The 16344-nt window shown below is 70.4% G+C and carries 15 protein-coding genes and 1 pseudogene; 10 read left to right on the top strand and 6 right to left on the bottom strand.

Translation table 11 applies throughout. The features are described from left to right. The first annotated feature begins 104 nt into the window (after positions 1-104). From Q8791_RS21745 to Q8791_RS21725, 5 genes are all read left to right on the top strand, one after another. Positions 105-713, top strand: a complete 609-nt coding sequence (locus Q8791_RS21745; protein ID WP_330093653.1) for a DUF4956 domain-containing protein — start codon at positions 105-107, stop codon at positions 711-713. Beyond that, complete coding sequence (locus Q8791_RS21740; protein WP_330093606.1) at positions 710-1546, top strand: polyphosphate polymerase domain-containing protein; 837 nt, start codon at positions 710-712, stop codon at positions 1544-1546. Before Q8791_RS21745 ends, Q8791_RS21740 begins: the two co-directional genes overlap by 4 nt. 139 nt (positions 1547-1685) lie before the next feature. Then, positions 1686-2162, top strand: coding sequence for a VOC family protein (locus tag Q8791_RS21735; RefSeq protein ID WP_330093605.1), 477 nt, complete (start codon positions 1686-1688; stop codon positions 2160-2162). A 29-nt stretch (positions 2163-2191) separates the two neighbouring features. Beyond that, entirely contained in the window at positions 2192-2953 is a 762-nt protein-coding gene (locus Q8791_RS21730; RefSeq protein WP_330093604.1) for a MerR family transcriptional regulator, read from the top strand. Positions 2954-3605: 652 nt separating this feature from the next. Then, positions 3606-4124, top strand: a complete 519-nt coding sequence (locus Q8791_RS21725) for an SRPBCC family protein (protein ID WP_330093603.1) — start codon at positions 3606-3608, stop codon at positions 4122-4124. 153 nt (positions 4125-4277) lie between these two features. On the opposite strand, the gene Q8791_RS21720 is transcribed toward Q8791_RS21725, so the two are convergent. Continuing rightward, complete coding sequence (locus tag Q8791_RS21720; RefSeq protein ID WP_330093602.1) at positions 4278-5042, bottom strand: phosphatase PAP2 family protein; 765 nt, start codon at positions 5040-5042, stop codon at positions 4278-4280. A gap of 739 nt (positions 5043-5781) precedes the next feature. Here Q8791_RS21720 and Q8791_RS21715 point away from each other — a divergent pair. The 4 genes from Q8791_RS21715 to Q8791_RS21700 all read left to right on the top strand — a co-directional run bounded on the left by Q8791_RS21715 (position 5782) and on the right by Q8791_RS21700 (position 10640). Continuing rightward, positions 5782-6459, top strand: coding sequence for a GntR family transcriptional regulator (locus Q8791_RS21715; protein WP_330093601.1), 678 nt, complete (start codon positions 5782-5784; stop codon positions 6457-6459). 737 nt (positions 6460-7196) lie between these two features. Continuing rightward, the gene (pdhA, locus tag Q8791_RS21710) at positions 7197-8303 is read left to right on the top strand and encodes a pyruvate dehydrogenase (acetyl-transferring) E1 component subunit alpha (protein ID WP_330093600.1); all 1107 of its coding nucleotides are present in this window, start codon (positions 7197-7199) and stop codon (positions 8301-8303) included. 15 nt (positions 8304-8318) lie between these two features. Further along, on the top strand, positions 8319-9332 hold the full coding sequence (locus Q8791_RS21705) for an alpha-ketoacid dehydrogenase subunit beta (RefSeq protein WP_330093599.1): 1014 nt from the start codon (positions 8319-8321) through the stop codon (positions 9330-9332). A 15-nt stretch (positions 9333-9347) separates the two neighbouring features. Then, positions 9348-10640, top strand: coding sequence for a dihydrolipoamide acetyltransferase family protein (locus Q8791_RS21700; RefSeq protein WP_330093598.1), 1293 nt, complete (start codon positions 9348-9350; stop codon positions 10638-10640). Between the two features lie 436 nt (positions 10641-11076). On the opposite strand, the pseudogene Q8791_RS21695 reads toward Q8791_RS21700, so the two are convergent. Beyond that, positions 11077-11409: pseudogene (locus Q8791_RS21695) on the bottom strand (PLD nuclease N-terminal domain-containing protein); the annotation flags it as partial. Positions 11410-11783: 374 nt separating this feature from the next. Between Q8791_RS21695 and Q8791_RS21690 the strand changes: the two are divergent. After that, positions 11784-12527, top strand: a complete 744-nt coding sequence (locus Q8791_RS21690) for a GntR family transcriptional regulator (protein WP_330093597.1) — start codon at positions 11784-11786, stop codon at positions 12525-12527. A 114-nt stretch (positions 12528-12641) separates the two neighbouring features. Here Q8791_RS21690 and Q8791_RS21685 read toward each other — a convergent pair whose 3' ends face one another. From Q8791_RS21685 to Q8791_RS21670, 4 genes are all read right to left on the bottom strand, one after another. Further along, positions 12642-13700: an aspartate-semialdehyde dehydrogenase gene (locus tag Q8791_RS21685; RefSeq protein WP_330093596.1), complete on the bottom strand. Its 1059-nt coding sequence runs from the start codon at positions 13698-13700 to the stop codon at positions 12642-12644. Then, complete coding sequence (locus tag Q8791_RS21680) at positions 13697-14968, bottom strand: aspartate kinase (RefSeq protein WP_330093595.1); 1272 nt, start codon at positions 14966-14968, stop codon at positions 13697-13699. The genes Q8791_RS21685 and Q8791_RS21680 overlap by 4 nt, the downstream gene beginning before the upstream one ends. Positions 14969-15148: 180 nt before the next feature. Next, the gene (recR, locus tag Q8791_RS21675) at positions 15149-15748 is read right to left on the bottom strand and encodes a recombination mediator RecR (RefSeq protein ID WP_330093594.1); all 600 of its coding nucleotides are present in this window, start codon (positions 15746-15748) and stop codon (positions 15149-15151) included. 123 nt (positions 15749-15871) lie between these two features. Further along, positions 15872-16219, bottom strand: coding sequence for a YbaB/EbfC family nucleoid-associated protein (locus Q8791_RS21670; RefSeq protein WP_330093652.1), 348 nt, complete (start codon positions 16217-16219; stop codon positions 15872-15874). Between the last annotated feature and the right edge of the window lie 125 nt (positions 16220-16344).

Here is a 16344-nt window from a genome sequence, read left to right as displayed (position 1 = left end):
TTCGTGCGGAACGACCCCGAACCCGTGTCCTGCGGGTGACCGGATGAGGATTCCCTCATGTGTCCCTCATGGACACCTCACCCCCCGTCCAGAGGATGATCACCATGTTCTGGTTCGCACTGGCGGTCGACCTGACCGCGATCACCGTCCTGTCGTACGCCCTCTACTTCCGCCGGCACGGGCGGCGGGACCTGCTGTTGGCCTACGTGGCCCTCAACACGGGCATCTTCGCCGTGGTGTCCATGCTGACCAACCAGGAGGTGGGGCTCGCCGTCGGCTTCGGGCTGTTCGGCGTGCTGTCGATCCTGCGGCTGCGGTCCGACCTCATCAGCCAGGGGGAGATCGGCTACTACTTCACGGCGATCACCCTCGGCCTGGTGAACGCGGTCGCGGTCCAGACGCCCTGGATGCTCCTGGGCCTCAACGTGCTCCTGCTCACCGGGCTGTGGGCGGCGGACCACCCGCGTCTGCTCGCCCGGCACCTGCGCCGGGTGATGACCCTGGACGTGGTGCACGAGGACCCCGTGGCGCTGCGGCAGGACCTGGAGGCGCGACTGCGGGGCCGCGTGAAGCGGGTGGACGTGACCGAGGTCGACTACGTGCGGGACATGATGATCGTGGACGTCCGCTACCTCGCGCCGAAGACCGCCGCGGCCCCCTCCGCTCCCGAGCGGACCACCGTCCCCCTCCCGGCCTGGCTCGGTGGCCGATGACCACCGACGCCTCCGCCCCGGCACTCTCGGAGGGGCTTGCCTCGCTGCGCCCGATGACGCTGGACGAGATCAACGCGCGCGCCGCCCTGGTCACCCGCACCTGCCGCAAGTACCTGGTGCCCGTCACCTTCGTGGACTCGCTGTTCGCCGGGGCGGAGGAGCGGTTCGGGGTGCTGACGATCGGCGGGCGCCAGGTGTTCCAGTACTCGTCCACCTACCTGGACACCCCCGACCTGCGGACCTTCCACGCCCACCGGGGAGGGCGCCGGGTGCGGTTCAAGGCCCGCGTACGCACCTACGTGGACACCGGGACGCGCATGTTCGAGGTGAAGCTGAAGGGCGCCCGGGGCATCACCGACAAGACGCGGATCGAGTACGAGGGCCCGCCCGACCGGCTCACCCCCGTCACCCGCAGATTCCTGGACGACACCCTGCGCGGGTACGGGATGGACCCTCCGGACGTGCTCACGGCGAGCGCGGTGACCGACTACCGGCGCACCACCGTCGTGTCGTTCTCCGGCGAGGAGCGGGTGACCGTGGACACGGACCTGGTCGGGTACCGGAACGGCTGGTCCGTCGGAATGCGCCCGGACACGGTGCTGCTGGAGGTCAAGACGCGCGGCGGGCTCACCTCCACCGAGCGCCGCCTGCACCAGCACGGTTTCCGGGAGGTCGGTTTCAGCAAGTACGGGGCGACGGTGACCGTACTGGAACCGCGGTTGAGGGGTAACCGCTGGCACCGGGCGATGACCGCCTGCCTGGACCACCAGGTGCCGGTTCCGGTGTCGGCGCCGGCGCCCCAGGAGCAGGTCGGAGCGGCCCTCCACACCTGAACACCGCGCGGGCCCGACCCCTCCGGGGCGGGCCCCGCACCCGTTCGGGGCGGAGGCCGCGGGCGCCGGGCCGGGGCGGCCCGCGAGGACCTGCGGCGGGCTTGACCTTCTCGCTACGTCAACTTCTAGGGTCGGCGTCATGAGCGAGAACACCGCGTCCGTCATCGACCGGACCATCTACCCCATGCCCATGTTCGTGACCTTCCAGGTCTCCGACATCGCCGCCGCCGAGGCGTTCTACAACTCCGTCGGCTTCATCTCCCTGGCCGTCCTCGGGGCCCCGGACAGGCCCCCCTCCGTGATCCACCTGCGGAGGATGAAGTACCAGGACATCCTGCTCACCCCCGGCAAGCCGGAGCGCGGCAGCGCCACCGCCAGCTTCTCCGCGGGCGGGCAGGACCTCACCGCACTGGCGGAGGCCCTCCGGGCCGACCTGCCCCGGGGCGCCGCCGTCGACGGCCCCTCGGACACCCCCTGGTTCACCTCCGACCTGACCGTCGACGACCCGGACGGCAACCGGGTGATCCTCACGGCCTACCGCGAGGAGGAGGCGGACGACGCCAAGCAGTGGATCAGGGACACTGTCACGAGAGGCGACTTCATCGCCGAGGGGTAGGGCGTCACGACGCCCGGGGAGGGGGACGCGTGGAGTGGACCATCCAGCAGGTCGCGGCCCGCGCCGGCGTGACGAGCCGGACCCTGCGCCACTACGACGACATCGGCCTCCTGCACCCCTCCCGGGTCGGTGACAACGGCTACCGCTACTACGACATGGACGCGGTGGCCCGTCTCCAGCGCATCCTCCTGCTGCGGGACCTCGGTCTGGGCCTGCCCGTGATCGCGGACGTCCTGGACCGGCAGGGGGAAGAGGAGGTGAGGGCCCTCGGCGACCACATCGGCCTCCTCGAAGCCGAACGCAGCCGCCTCGACCAGCGGATCAAGGCCGTCCAGCACACCCTGGACGCCCGGCGCTCGGGTTCCGACCCCACCATGGGGATGATGTTGGACGGCTTCAACGACCCCTATCGGGACGAGGTCGTCGAACGCTGGGGGGAGCGCGTCTTCCAGGAGAGCAACGACTGGTGGCACGGGAAGACGGTACGGCAGCAGATCGCGTGGAAGCGGGACACCGACGACCTCGTCGGTGCGTGGGCCGAGGCCTGGAAGGACGGCGCCTCGACCACCTCGGACCGCGCGCAGGCGCTGGCCGCCCGCCACGTGGAGTGGCTCCGGGCGATCCCCGGGACCCCGGTGGCCGAGGGCGACCGCGACCGTTCCGTCGAACTCGTGCGCTGCCTCGGCACCATGTACGTCGAGGACCCGGCCTTCTCCACCACCTACGGGAGCCCGGAGGGCGCCGCGTTCGTCCGCGACTCGCTGCACGAGTACGCCCGGCAGTCCATGTGACGGTCGCCCCCGGAGGCCTGCGGGACTCCCGCGATGTTTCACGTGAAACCCCCGCGGGACCGGAGCCGCACAGCCTCCGAACAGCGACGACACCACGAGGCGCTCCCCTGGACCGGGGCCTCCTCCTCTCCGGGGACCCACGGGCCTCCGCCCTCCCGGGAGGGGCTGCCGCGCACAGGGCGGCCACCGTCCCGTATCCGATCGGGACGGTGGCCTCGCGCGGTGTCCCTCCCGCTACCGGAAGGACTCCACGACCTTCTAGATGTTCCCGGGTCCGGCGCCGCCACTCACGATCGCGGGGACGTCTTCGGCCGGGTCGAGGCCGCAGGCGCACGGAATCGCGTGACCGCGGAGCGCCGACGGGAATCCCCGCCGTTCCCCCGGGAGAGCGGGATCGGCATCGCCCGGGGAGTCGCTTCGCCCTTCGCCGACACGGGCCGGGCCCCGGTCGGCGACCGCCCCGGAAACGCCCTCCCGGCGTGGCCCCGTCCTCCGACCGGTGGGCGCGTGCCCTCGCGCCCGCCCTCCCCTCCGGTCGCCCCCGTGAGCCCGCCGACCCGCAGCGGGACCGTCCCGCGCGGACGCGCCCGCCCCCCTTCTTCGGGCCCCCCTTTTCGGGGTAGGGCCAGGGCGGAACCGACACGGGAGAGCCATGACCGACCGAAGGACCGACGAACGCGGGTTCCTGAGCGGACCGCACACTGCGGAGCGCCCCCGGGCCACGAGCACCGCCGTGTACGGCGCGCACTTCGACGCCCCGCCCGACCGGGTCTTCGCCTTCTGCACGACCAGGTCGGGGCTGGAGCGGTCGATGCCCGGCGGGGTGAGGGTCCTGCACTGGCCCGCGGACGGGTTCGCCGAGGGCGAGACGATGGTGCTGCGCTGGCGGATCGCCGGGGTGGTACCGGTGCGCTGGGTCGGTGTCATCGACTCCTTCGAGGACGGGGAGCACTTCACCGACCTGCAATTGCGCGGGCTCTTCCGGTACTTCCGGCACACCCATACCGTCGCTCCGGACGGGGCCGGAACCGCCTACACCGACCGGGTGGAGTTCGCGAGCCGGTTCGGCGTCCTCCTCGACCGGACCGTCCTGAGGTTCGTGATGAACCGGATGTTCCTGCGGCGCCTGGCCCTGATGAGGGACCTGGTGGAGGAAGCCGAACGCCCCTGACCGGCCGATGCGTCGAGGGCCCGCCGCGAGGGGCCGTCCGTGGCGGGAAACGGCGGACGGCGCCCGCCGGACCCGTGTCCGGCGGGCGCCGTCCCCGTGGATCGGCAGCCCGGTGGCGACGCGGCTCCGTGTCCGCACCGCCCACCGGGGCACTCACTCCTTCGCCGCGAGCGGGCCCTCCTTGCGGCCGTACCAGGGCCACCACTCGACCGTGCGGCCGTGCGGGATCATCCGGTCCAGCCGGATCGTCACCCTCAGCGCGAAGCCCCCGGCGAACATCCCCGCCACCAGGTCCGTGAACCAGTGGAAGTGCAGGTAGATGGAGACGGTCGACTGCAACAGGGCGATGCCCACGATGCAGTACGCCAGGCGCCGGATGATGTGCGGCCGCGCCGCGCCGAACCTGATGATCAGGAACAGCACCAGCCCGTAGATCAGGATCGCGTTCGCCCCGTGACCCGACGGGAAGGCCACGTTGCCGGGCCCCATGAAGAAGTCCGGGTCGAAGTGCTTGGCGTGGCCCCGGTTGGTGCCCAGCTTCATCACCGACACCAGCGACATCATCCCCACGACCCCGACCGCGCCCAGCACGATCGGGCGCCAGCTCCGGTGCCAGTAGGCGAGCTGCAACACCGTGACGCCCAGGACGGGCAGCGCCACCGCACGGGAGGCGACCGTGTCAGGCCAGAGGATCATCGGTTCGCGGAGCACGTCCCAGAAGGGCCTGGGCAGCTCGTTCAGGAAGTTGTCCACCGGATGCAGGGGCCCCGCCGCGAGCATCGTCATGGTGATCAGGCCCACGGCGAGCATGATGGCCACACGGTCGGAGGCCACTCCCCATGCGATCTCGCTCACGCTCGGCCACCGGACCGCGCGCACGACCGGGGGACCGGGGGCGTACTCGGTGGTACGCACCACGGGGATGGGACCGCTGTACGGCCCCGGTTCCGGGGTCGTACGCTCTTCCCTGTCGTGTGGTTGGTTCAACTGCCTGGACCGTGGATGTCGGGTCCTCGAAGAGTGCGTCATGTGCTCAGTGCTGTCTCACACGTCGTGGGCTTGCCTGTGGCACCTGGGAAGCGTGGGGGACGGGCTAGCCGTGGTTGCTAAAACTGATCCTGACGTCCTCAGGGTCGACTCGGGGTTGGGACAGGCGCCGGGGTAGATCTACCCCGCTCACCCCGTTCGACGGCCGAACCACGGGACTGGTTCACTGATTCGTGACCGCCGCCGAGCAGGTCCGGTGCCTGGGGCACACGGGGCTCACCAGTGCTGACTGTGTTGCGCTGGGCACTGCCCAGCCATTGTCCGCGCAGGTCGAGGCGCGTGTATCGAAGTAGTTGCCGTGACGTGCCCTACACCACGTACGGCAGTGGGTGAGTGTTGCCAACAGATGAGCCTACCCGGACCCTCCGCCGGATCGGCGGCGTGCCGGGTCGAGCGTGACCCCGCTGCCTCGGGCTTTGCCGCGACCCCCGGCAACGCTCCCCGGCGGTTCACCGCGGCGCGACCCGTTCGTGAGCGATCCGTTAGCGTTTCGAGGCCTGCTGTCCGGCCGACCCGCCAGTGTGTGGCACCCTTCAAAGAGCTTGTACGAAGCTGAGCGAACCGGCCCGGGCACACGGTGTGCGCGGGCCGTGGAACGGAAGGGCCCTGGATGGTCGACCTGCCCCAGTTGCCGGATGATCCCTCGAAGCTCGCCCGCGAGCCGCTGAGGGAGCAGATCCGGCAGGTACTGGTCGAGGGCCTGTTGTCCGGACGCTGGCAGCCCGGCGAGCGGATCGTCGAGCGCCGCGTCGCCACCGAGCTGAAGGTGAGCCAGGCGCCGGTCCGCGAGGCCCTCCGCGAACTGGAGACCCTCCGCCTGATCGAGACCGTGCCCAACAAGGGCGCCCGCGTGCGGGACTTCGGGGTCCAGGACATGGCCGAGATCTACCCGGTCCGCGCCGGCCTGGAGCTGGTCGCCGCGCGGTTGGCCGCGCCCCGGCTGGCCGCCGACCCCTCCGCGCTGGAGCGCGAGGTGGAGGCGCTCAAGCGGGCGACCGCCGAGGGGGACGTGTCCGAGCAGATCAAGCACAGTGTGGAGTTCCACCGGGAGATCGTGCGCGCCGCCGACAACAGCGTGCTGATGCACACCTGGGAGTCGCTGGGCGTCGAGGTGTGGACCGCGCTGTCGGTGCGCTGGCTGAACATGGAGCTGCACGCCAAGGCGGCCGACCACGACCAGATCACCCGTGCCTTCCGGGCGGGCGACCCCTCCGTCGGGGACATGGTCAGCGAGCACGTGCTCAACTACGTCGAGGCCGCGCTGAAGTCCCACGAGAGCGTGCGCTGAGTCGGATCCGGGCGGGTTCGGGTCGCGTGCCGCCACGGGCGCCGGCCCCGGTTCCCGGTCCGCGCGCCCGGCGTTCCGCTGGTGCGGGCCCACGCGGGAACGGTCTCTCCCCCGCACCCGGCCGGTCACCGTCGCGACCGCGCCTTCGGCGGTGACGGGCGGGTGCACCGTGCTCCGGTGCGTGCCGCCGCAGGCGCGGAGGACGGCCGGAATCCCGCCCTCACGGGCGACCGCGGTGCTGCGGTCCGTCGTCGCTCCGATGTCTGCCGATACTCCCTTCCGGCCTTGACCTGCCCCGTTGCACCAAACCACGGTTATCTGCCGTAAAGTCGTATTGATCGATCATCGATCAGACCGTAGAGTGTGCGCGACGCACGTCACACGTACGCGCGCGACCCCCTCGGGTGCGCGGAGTCGTTCATCCGGCCGGTGGACGAACCCTCGCGACCGACACTGCCACGCCGAGCCACGGATGCATAGGGCAGTGGGGACCGGGAAGCAATGCGGTCAAGGGTCCGGGGGACAACTGCACACGAGACCCCACGCGCGCTTCGCGTCCGGGAAGGACGAGCCACGCTTCCCGCGACGCGCCCCGCAACAGCCACAGAGCACCGCAGCCGAATGAGCCCGGCGGCGGCGCACGCCGAGGTCGCGCCCGACAGCGGGACCGCGGCGGGCCTGGCACCCCGGCCCACAGGCCGGGGCGACAGGCCTTCTCGTACGTAGAAAGGCACACCATGGCTGACACGGCCAAGCCGAAGACCGGCACCGCCCGGTCCTCAGGGATCCGGCGGCGCGGTCGCAAGGACACCTCCGCCGGCCTCGCCGGCGAGACCCCCGAGGTCCTCCTCGACTACTACCGCCAGATGCTGTTCATCCGGCGGTTCGAGGAGCGCACCGCGCAGGCCTACACCCAGGCCCGGATCGGCGGCTACTGCCACCTCAACCTGGGCGAGGAAGCCACCGTCGTCGGCCTGATGACCGCCCTCCAGCAGCGCGACTACCTGTTCACGAACTACCGTGACCACGGGTACGCGATCGGCAAGGGCATGGACCCCAAGCAGGTCATGGCCGAGCTCTACGGGCGCTCCGACGGCGTGTCCAAGGGCTGGGGCGGCTCCATGCACATGTACGACACCGAGACCCGCATGCTCGGCGGCTACGGCATCGTCGGCGGCCAGCTTCCGCTGGCCACCGGTGCCGCGCTGGCCATCTCCTACCGGGGCGGCGACGAGGTCGTCATGTGTCAGATGGGCGACGGCACCACCAACATCGGCGCCTGGCACGAGTCCCTCAACATCGCCAAGCTGTGGAACCTGCCCGTCGTGTTCGTGGTGATCAACAACTTCACCGGCATGGGCACCACGGTCGACATGTCCTCCGCCGAGCCCGAGCTGTACAAGCGCGGCTCCGCCTTCCGCATCGAGGGCGAGCGGGTGGACGGCCGTGACGTGCTCGCGGTCCGCGACACCGCGGCCCGCCTGGTCGAGCGCGCCCGCGAGGAGCAGACGCCGTTCCTGCTGGAGGCGTGGAGCTACCGGATGAAGGGCCACTCCGTGGTCGACCCGGCCAAGTACCGCACCGACGAGCAGAAGGACGAGGCCAGGTCCGAGGAGAACGACCCGATCGCCCTCTTCGGCGCCCGGCTCTCCGAGGCGGGCATCCTCACCGACGAGCTGCGCGACGAGCTCGCCGCCTCCGTCAAGGCGGAGGTGGCCGAGGCCGCCGACTTCGCCGAGAACAGCCCGCACCCGGACGTGTCCACGCTCTTCGACTACACGTACGCCACGCCCGTCCCCAACGAGTCGCGCCGCATGCCCGCCGACCCGGTGTTCGCAGAGTAGAGAGGGAACGAGCACATGTCTGTGATCACTTACCGTCAGGCTCTGCGCGACACGCTCCGCGCGGAGATGGTCCGCGACGAGAACGTCCTCGTCATGGGCGAGGAGATCGGCGTCTTCGAGGGCTCCTACAAGATCACCGAGGGCCTCCTCAAGGAGTTCGGCCCCCGGAGGGTCAAGGACACCCCGATCGCCGAGGAGGGGTTCGTCGGCGCCTCGATCGGAGCGGCCATGCTCGGCCTGCGCCCGGTCGTCGAGCTGATGACCATCAACTTCTCGCTGATCGCCATCGACCAGATCATCAACCACGCCGCCAAGATCTACGGGATGTTCGGCGGCCAGACCAGCGTGCCGCTGGTCATCCGCACCCCCGGTGGCGGCGGCCAGCAGCTCGGTGCCACGCACTCGCAGAACATCGAGCTGTTCTACTCGTTCATCCCCGGCCTGAAGGTGCTCGCTCCCAGTACCCCGGCCGAGGCCTCCGCCATGCTGCGGGCGGCCATCCGCGACGACGACCCGGTCCTGTTCCTGGAGAACCTGGGCCTGTACAACTCCAAGGGCGAGGTCCCCGACGACTACGCCCAGCCGTCGAACGACACCGTCGCCACGATCGGCCGGGCCAAGGTCACCCGCGAGGGCTCCGACATCACCCTCATCGGCTACTCCCGGATGGCGATGGTCGCCACCCAGGTCGCCGAGAAGCTGGCGGAGGAGGACATCAGCGTCGAGGTGGTCGACCTGTGCAGCCTCCGGCCCCTCGACCGCCAGACCTTCGTCGACTCGGTCAAGAAGACCGGTGCCGCAGTGATCTGCGAGGACGACTGGCTGACCTACGGCATCGGCGCGGAGATCGCCGCGTCGATCCAGGAGGGCGCCTTCGACTACCTGGACGCCCCGGTCCGCCGGGTCGCGATGGCTGAGGTCCCGATGCCCTACGCCAAGCCGCTGGAGACGGCCGCTCTGCCGTCGGTCGAGTCGATCAGCACCGCCATCAAGGAGACCCTGAGCGCCGTCGGCAAACGGGTCGGGTAGAGGGAGATTCCAAGCATGAGCGAGATCCAGATGCCGCGCCTCTCCGACACCATGGAGGAAGGCGTCATCAGTACGTGGGTCAAGGCGGTGGGCGACAAGGTCGCCTCCGGTGACGTCCTGGTCGAGATCGAGACCGACAAGGCCGTCATGGAGTACGAGGCCTACGAGGACGGCTACCTGGTCAAGCAGTCCGTGTCCGAGGGCGACACGGTGCCGATCGGTGCAGTCATCGGCATCATCGGGGACTCCCCGGACGCGGTGCCGGACGACTCCGGCTCCGCCGGGTCCGAGCCCGCCCAGGAGTCCGCGGACGACGCCGAGGCGGAGGAGACCGCCCCGGCCGCCGAGGAGTCCGCCCCCGCGGAGGCGCCCGCCCCGTCCACGGGCGGCGGGGAGGACGGTCCGCGACCGCGCACCTCCCCCCTGGCCCGCCGGCTGGCCCGGGAGTACGGCCTGGACATCAACAGCATCCAGGGGTCGGGCCCCAAGGGCCGGATCGTGCGCGCCGACATCGAGGCCGCGGCCAAGGACGGCGGCGCCCGCGAGTCCGCTCCGGCGGCGAAGGAGGAGCGGCCCGCCCCGGCCGCGGCCCAGGCGGCCCCGGCCTTCGACGACGGACGTGACTCCGAGGAGCTCAAGGTCAGCAACGTGCGCAAGGTGATCGCGCGCCGCCTGAGCGAGAGCAAGCAGACGGTGCCGCACTTCTACCTGCGGCGCACGATCGACGCCGAGGCCCTCAAGGGCTTCCGGGGCCAGATCAACGAGCAGCTGGCGTCCACGGGCGCGAAGATCAGCTTCAACGACCTGATCGTGAAGGCGTGCGCGACCGCGCTGAAGCTGCACCCGGCCGTCAACTCCTCGTGGGTGGACGACAAGCTGCTCCAGCACCACCGGATCAACGTCGGCGTGGCCGTCGCCGTGGACGCCGGACTGGTGGTCCCGGTGCTGCACGACACCGACAAGGCGACGCTGTCGGAGATCTCGACGCGCACGCGCGGGCTGGCGGGCAAGGCCCGTGACGGCAAGCTGAAGCCGCAGGAGATGAGCGGCGGCACGTTCAGCGTGTCCAACCTGGGCATGTTCGGCGTGGACAGCTTCTCGGCGGTCATCAACCCGCCGGAGGCGGCGATCCTCGCGGTCGGCGCGATGCGCCAGGAGCCGGTGGTCGTGGACGGCGAGGTCGTCGTGCGCAACCGGATCTCCCTGGAGCTGTCGGTGGACCACCGCGCGGTGGACGGCGCCGTCGGCGCCGCCTTCCTGAAGGACCTCGCGGAGATCCTCGAGGAGCCGATGCGGATCATCCTGTAGCACCCGGCAGTACCCGAACACGGAAGCCCCGGCCGTCCCGGCCGGGGCTTTCGCGTGGGTCGGCGGCGCGGCCCGGCCGACGGGCGCGCCGGCGGTTTCTGTCCACAGCCTGTGGACAGTCCGACGCGCGGAACCCCGGGCGGGAGTCCTCCCGCCCGGGGTTCCGTCGAGGCCAGGGGTCGCCGGGTCAGACGTGACCCAGACCGGTCCGGCGGTAGCCCACCCCGGACCGGTTCTCACGCATCCCGAGCCGGTCGTCGCCGGGGTAGGGGCGGTCGTCACCGGGGTAGGGGCGGTCGTCGCCCGCTCCGGGCCGGTCGTCGCCCGCTCCGGGCCGGTCGTCGCCCGCTCCGGGCCGGTCGTCGCCCTGGTAGGGCCGGTCGTCACCCGGGTGGGCCTGGACGTCCCCCTGGTAGGCCTGGGCGCCGCCCGGCCCCCCGTTCCTGCCGTTGGGGACGTTGCTGTGCTGGCCGACGCTGGACGGGACCGTGTGGCGGGCCCTCCCCTTGTCGATGCCGAGGAAGCGGTTGAGGTGGCCCTTCTTCCCGACCACGAACCAGGCGATGGCGCCGAACAGCGGGAACCAGATGACGAAGATGATCCACAGCAGCTTGCCGCCCCCGGTGGTGTCGCCGTCGAACAGCGCCGAGATGACGGCGGCGATCACCAGCACCACGAGGGCCAGGGCGATGAGCAGGAAGATCAGCCCGGTGATACCGCTCATCCAGGTGATGGCGGTGTCCCTGCTGTCGGCAAGGCTCGTGATCATGACTCCCCCAAGCATGACGTAGTCCAATTGTCACGCAGAGTAGTCTTTCGTCGTGTCCACTCAAGAGCATTTCGTGGTTTTCGGGCGTTTCCCGACCGCGGAGTCCGGGTTCCGATTCTGCGGTCCCCTCCCGATCGCACCGAAGACTTTCGAGTACCGCCCCCCACCAGGCCTTTCCACTGCTTTACTGAGAAGCATGGGCGAGCTTCGGCGATCTTGCAGGTTCACTCCCCTCCTCCGAACCGGAGTCCCCACCGGCAACGGTGGCGGCACCGGCACCCGCGACCACCACCAACTCGGACGTACCCCCGTCACCCCGCACCGGTACAGAGGCACGTCGTCCACGGGAGGCCCCTCGTCACGGGCCTCATGACGTGGTGAGGCAACCGCGCTACCTGTGGCTGGCCGAACAGCTCCGCGCACCGATCCTGCGCGGGGAGATGCCTCCGGGCACCCGGCTCCCCTCCCGGACCCGGTTGGCACGCTCCTACAGGGTCAGCGAGCAGATCTCCCGTACGGCGCTCCGGCTCCTGGTCACCGAGGGCCTGGTCGAGGCGAGGCCCGGTTCGGGATACTTCGTGCGCACCGTCCCCGAACTCTTCCGGCTGTGCCGGACCGACTCCTCCTCAGGTTCCGGCCTGGGCAGACTCCTCCGTGAGGAGATCGGCACCGAACAGGAGCCGAGCTCCGCCCCGCTGAGCTCACGGCTCCGGCTGCGCGACGGCGACCCCGTCTACCGCACGACCTCGCGCGGGCTGGCATCGGATCTGCCCATCACCCTCCACCAGTCGTGGGAACCGGCGGCACTCACCGCGGGCACACTGCGCACACCCTTCGACGCGGCCTCCGAGATCGCCCTGCTGGACCGGCTCAGCGCCGCGGGCCACCCGGTCGACCGCGTGGTCGAGGAGGTGGGCGTGCGCTCCCTGCGCGACTCCGAGGCCACCCTCCTCGGGTCGGCCCCCGGGATACCCGTTCTGGTGGTGGAGCGCACCCACTTCAGCGCCAACCGGCCCGTGGAGACCTCCGACCTCATCGGTTCGGCCGAGCAGTGTCGACTCCTCTACAAACTGACACTGGCCCGGCCGCGCCGGCCGGGGGACCCCCGGCGGCGCTGAACCGCGCACCGGTCCCGGTACGCAGAAGGGCGGGGGGGGCGGCCCCCCCCGGCGGGGGTGGGGCCCCCCTCCCCTCCGTGGAGGGGAGCGGCCACCGCCCCGAGGCGTTGTCCCTCAGGAGGTGAACTCCCGGGCGACGACCTCGGCGATCTGCGCGGTGTTCAGAGCGGCGCCCTTGCGCAGGTTGTCCCCGCACAGGAACAGCTCCAGCGACTTCGGGTCGTCCAGGGACTGGCGGATCCGGCCGACCCAGGTGGGGTCGGTGCCCACGACGTCGGCCGGGGTCGGGAACTCGCCCCGGGCCGGGTCGTCCAGGACCGCGACGCCCTCGGCGGAGCCGAGCAGCTCGCGGGCTGCGTCGGCGGTCACCTCGTTCTCGAAGGTCGCGTGCACGACCAGCGAGTGGGTGGTGATCACGGGGACGCGCACACAGGTCGCGGAGACCCGGAGGTCCTGGAGCCCCAGGATCTTGCGGGACTCGTTGCGGACCTTCAGCTCCTCCGAGGACCAGCCGCCGTCCTTGAGCGAACCCGCCCACGGCACGACGTTGTAGGCCAGGGGAGCCGGGAACGGGCCGAGCTCGCCGACGGCGGCGCGGACGTCGCCCGCCTCGTCACCGAGGCTGCGGTCGGCCCCGGCCTTCGCCATCTGGTCGCGCAGGGTGTCGATGCCCTCCTGGCCCGCGCCGGAGGCGGCCTGGTAGGAGGACACGACCAGGCTGGAGACCTGGAAGGCGCGGTGCAGGGCGCCGATGGCCACGATCATCGACAGCGTGGTGCAGTTGGGGTTGCTGATGATGCCGCGCGGACGGTTGCGGACCTGGTCCGCGTTGACCTCGGGAACCACGAGCGGGACGTCGGGGTCCATGCGGAACGCGCCGGAGTTGTCGACGGCGACCGCGCCGCGGGCGGCGGCGATCGGCGCCCACTCCTTGGACACCTCGTCGGGGACGTCGAACATGGCGACGTCGACGCCGTCGAAGACCTCGGGGGCCAGTGCCTGGACCACGACGTCCTCGCCGCGGACCTGGAGGACCTTGCCCGCGCTGCGCGGGGAGGCGACCAGGCGGATCTCGCCCCAGACGTTCTCCCGCTCCGACAGGATGCCGAGCATCACGGTGCCGACGGCACCGGTGGCGCCGACGATGGCGAGGGTGGGAAGACGGGTGCTCATCGGCCGGTACCTCCGTAGACGACGGCCTCGACCTGGTCTGCGTCGAGCCGGAACTCACTGTGGGCCGCGCGCACGGCCTCGTCGACCTGGTCCTCCTCGACGATGACCGAGATGCGGATCTCCGAGGTGGAGATCATCTCGACGTTCGTGCCGGAGCCCGCGATGGCGTCGAAGAAGCGCGCGGTGACGCCGGGGTAGGAGCGCATGCCCGCACCGATCAGCGAGACCTTGCCGATCTTGTCGTCGTAGCGCAGCGACTCGAAGCCGACCTTCTCCTGGACCTTCTTCAGCGCGGCGACCGCCTCCTTGCCGAAGTCCTTGGGGACCGTGAAGGAGATGTCGGTGCGCGAGGTGGAGACCGCCGACACGTTCTGGACGATCATGTCGATGTTGATCTCGGCCTCCGCCAGCGCGCGGAAGATCGTCGCGGCCTCACCGATCTTGTCGGGCACTCCGACGACGGTGATCTTGGCTTCGCTCCGGTCGTGGGAGACCCCGGAGATGATCGGCTGTTCCATGCCTTCGCTTTCCTCGACTTCCGGGACGACCCAGGTCCCCTGCTTCTGGCTGAAAGATGAACGGACGTGCAGGGGCATGTTGTACTGGCGCGCGTACTCGACGCACCGCAGGTGCAGGATCTTCGTCCCGCACGCCGCCATCTCCAGCATCTCCTCGTAGGAGATCTGGGGGATGCGCTGCGCGGACGGCACGATGCGCGGGTCGGCGGTGAACACACCGTCGACGTCGCTGTAGATCTCGCAGGCGTCGGCCTCCAGCGCGGCGGCGAGCGCCACCGCGGTGGTGTCCGAGCCTCCCCGGCCCAGGGTGGTGATGTCCTTGGTGTCCTGGGAGACGCCCTGGAACCCGGCGACGATGCAGATCGCGCCCTCGTCCACGGCCTCCTTGATGCGTCCCGGGGTCACGTCGATGATCTTGGCGTTGCCGTGCAACGACGTGGTGATGACACCGGCCTGGGAGCCGGTGAAGGACCGGGCCTCGAAGCCCAGGTTCTCGATGGCCATGGCGACCAGGGCCATGGACATGCGCTCGCCAGCGGTGAGCAGCATGTCGAGTTCGCGCGCGGGCGGCAGGGGGGACACCTGCTCGGCGAGGTCGATCAGCTCGTCGGTGGTGTCGCCCATGGCCGAGACCACGACGACGACGTCATATCCCGCTTTTTTCTGAGCCACGATCCGTTGGGCTACTCGCTTGATGGCTTCCGCGTCGGACACGGAAGACCCACCGTACTTCTGCACGATTAGGGCCACGATCGATTGCTCCTGAGGAGTTGGGATCAAGACAATGAAATGGAGTGTAGCCAGCGACGCCGTCGTCTACACCGTCCGACCTGGGACGGGAACGCTCGGAGTACTTGACACACCAGCGCTCGGGTTACCCGGTGAAACGGAGGTTACTCATATTTCGACCGCATTACGGCGAAGTGTGAGCTAGAACTCCAGGCTGCGGCGGCCCTCGAAGGCACGGCCGAGGGTGACCTCGTCGGCGTACTCCAGGTCTCCGCCGACGGGCAGACCGCTGGCCAGACGCGTCACCTTCAGACCCATGGGTTTGACCAGCCGCGCCAGATAGGTCGCGGTGGCCTCCCCTTCCAGATTGGGGTCCGTGGCGAGGATGAGCTCGGTGATCTGGCCGTCCGCCAGACGGACCATCAGGTCCTTGATGCGCAGGTCGTCGGGGCCGACGCCCTCGATCGGGCTGATCGCCCCGCCCAGGACGTGGTAGCGGCCGCGGAACTCGCGGGTGCGCTCGATGGCGACGACGTCCTTGGACTCCTCGACCACGCAGATGACCGCGGTGTCGCGCCGGGCGTCACGGCAGATACGGCACTGCTCCTCCTCCGCGACATTGCCGCAGATGGAGCAGAAGCGCACCTTCTCCTTGACCTCGACCAGCGCGTTGACGAGACGCTTGACGTCCGCGTGCTCGGCGGACAGCAGGTGGAAGGCGATGCGCTGCGCGCTTTTCGGACCGACGCCGGGCAGTCGCCCCAGCTCGTCGATCAGATTCTGCACCGCGCCTTCGTACATCGCCTACCCATCAGGTCGGACCGATTGGCGGGGCGGTCCGTATCCCCGGACACCACCGTATCCGGCGCGACGACCTCTCACGTACGCGCCGCGGAGGCCGCCCCGCCCGGTGTCCGTCCCGGGTCAGAAACCGGGGAGGCCGGGCATGCCCCCGGGCATGCCGCCGCCGCCCAGCCCCTGGGTGAGCGGACCCATCTTCTCCTGCTGGAGCCGTTCGACCTGCGCCTCGGCGTCGCGGATGGCCGCCAGGACCAGGTCCGCGACGGTCTGCGCGCTCTCGTCCGCGTCGCTCGGGTCGATCGCGTCGGCGGAGACCGTGATGTCCTCCACCTGCCCGCGCCCGCTCAGCCTGACCTTGACCAGGCCTCCGCCCGAGGTGCCCTCGACCTCGGCCTCGTCCAGGGCCTCCTGGGCCTCCACGAGCTGCTGCTGCATCTGCTGGGCCTGCTGGAGCAGGGCCTGCATGTCCATTCCGCCAGGGTTCACGGCCGTCTCCTCGCCGCACTCATGGTGCTGGGTCTCGCAGTTGTGTGGCTGTCGCTGTGAGACTAACCGGTCATCAGGGCGCATGAGGGCCGCCGGGTGCCGGTCGGGCG

Source organism: Nocardiopsis codii, assembly GCF_036327455.1.
Classification (GTDB): domain Bacteria; phylum Actinomycetota; class Actinomycetes; order Streptosporangiales; family Streptosporangiaceae; genus Nocardiopsis; species Nocardiopsis codii.
Note: the sequence above shows the minus strand (reverse complement) of the source record. Positions and strands in the feature narration are given on the sequence as shown.

Bases quoted from the DNA above. Each gene is read 5' to 3' on its own strand.
- Q8791_RS21745 (WP_330093653.1), top strand. From the start codon at position 105: ATGTTCTGGTTCGCACTGGCGGTCGACCTGACCGCGATCACCGTCCTG.
- Q8791_RS21740 (WP_330093606.1), top strand. From the start codon at position 710: ATGACCACCGACGCCTCCGCCCCGGCACTCTCGGAGGGGCTTGCCTCG.
- Q8791_RS21735 (WP_330093605.1), top strand. From the start codon at position 1,686: ATGAGCGAGAACACCGCGTCCGTCATCGACCGGACCATCTACCCCATG.
- Q8791_RS21725 (WP_330093603.1), top strand. From the start codon at position 3,606: ATGACCGACCGAAGGACCGACGAACGCGGGTTCCTGAGCGGACCGCAC.
- Q8791_RS21715 (WP_330093601.1), top strand. From the start codon at position 5,782: ATGGTCGACCTGCCCCAGTTGCCGGATGATCCCTCGAAGCTCGCCCGC.
- pdhA (WP_330093600.1), top strand. From the start codon at position 7,197: ATGGCTGACACGGCCAAGCCGAAGACCGGCACCGCCCGGTCCTCAGGG.
- Q8791_RS21705 (WP_330093599.1), top strand. From the start codon at position 8,319: ATGTCTGTGATCACTTACCGTCAGGCTCTGCGCGACACGCTCCGCGCG.
- Q8791_RS21700 (WP_330093598.1), top strand. From the start codon at position 9,348: ATGAGCGAGATCCAGATGCCGCGCCTCTCCGACACCATGGAGGAAGGC.
- Q8791_RS21685 (WP_330093596.1), bottom strand. From the start codon at position 13,700: ATGAGCACCCGTCTTCCCACCCTCGCCATCGTCGGCGCCACCGGTGCC.
- recR (WP_330093594.1), bottom strand. From the start codon at position 15,748: ATGTACGAAGGCGCGGTGCAGAATCTGATCGACGAGCTGGGGCGACTG.
- Q8791_RS21670 (WP_330093652.1), bottom strand. From the start codon at position 16,219: ATGGACATGCAGGCCCTGCTCCAGCAGGCCCAGCAGATGCAGCAGCAG.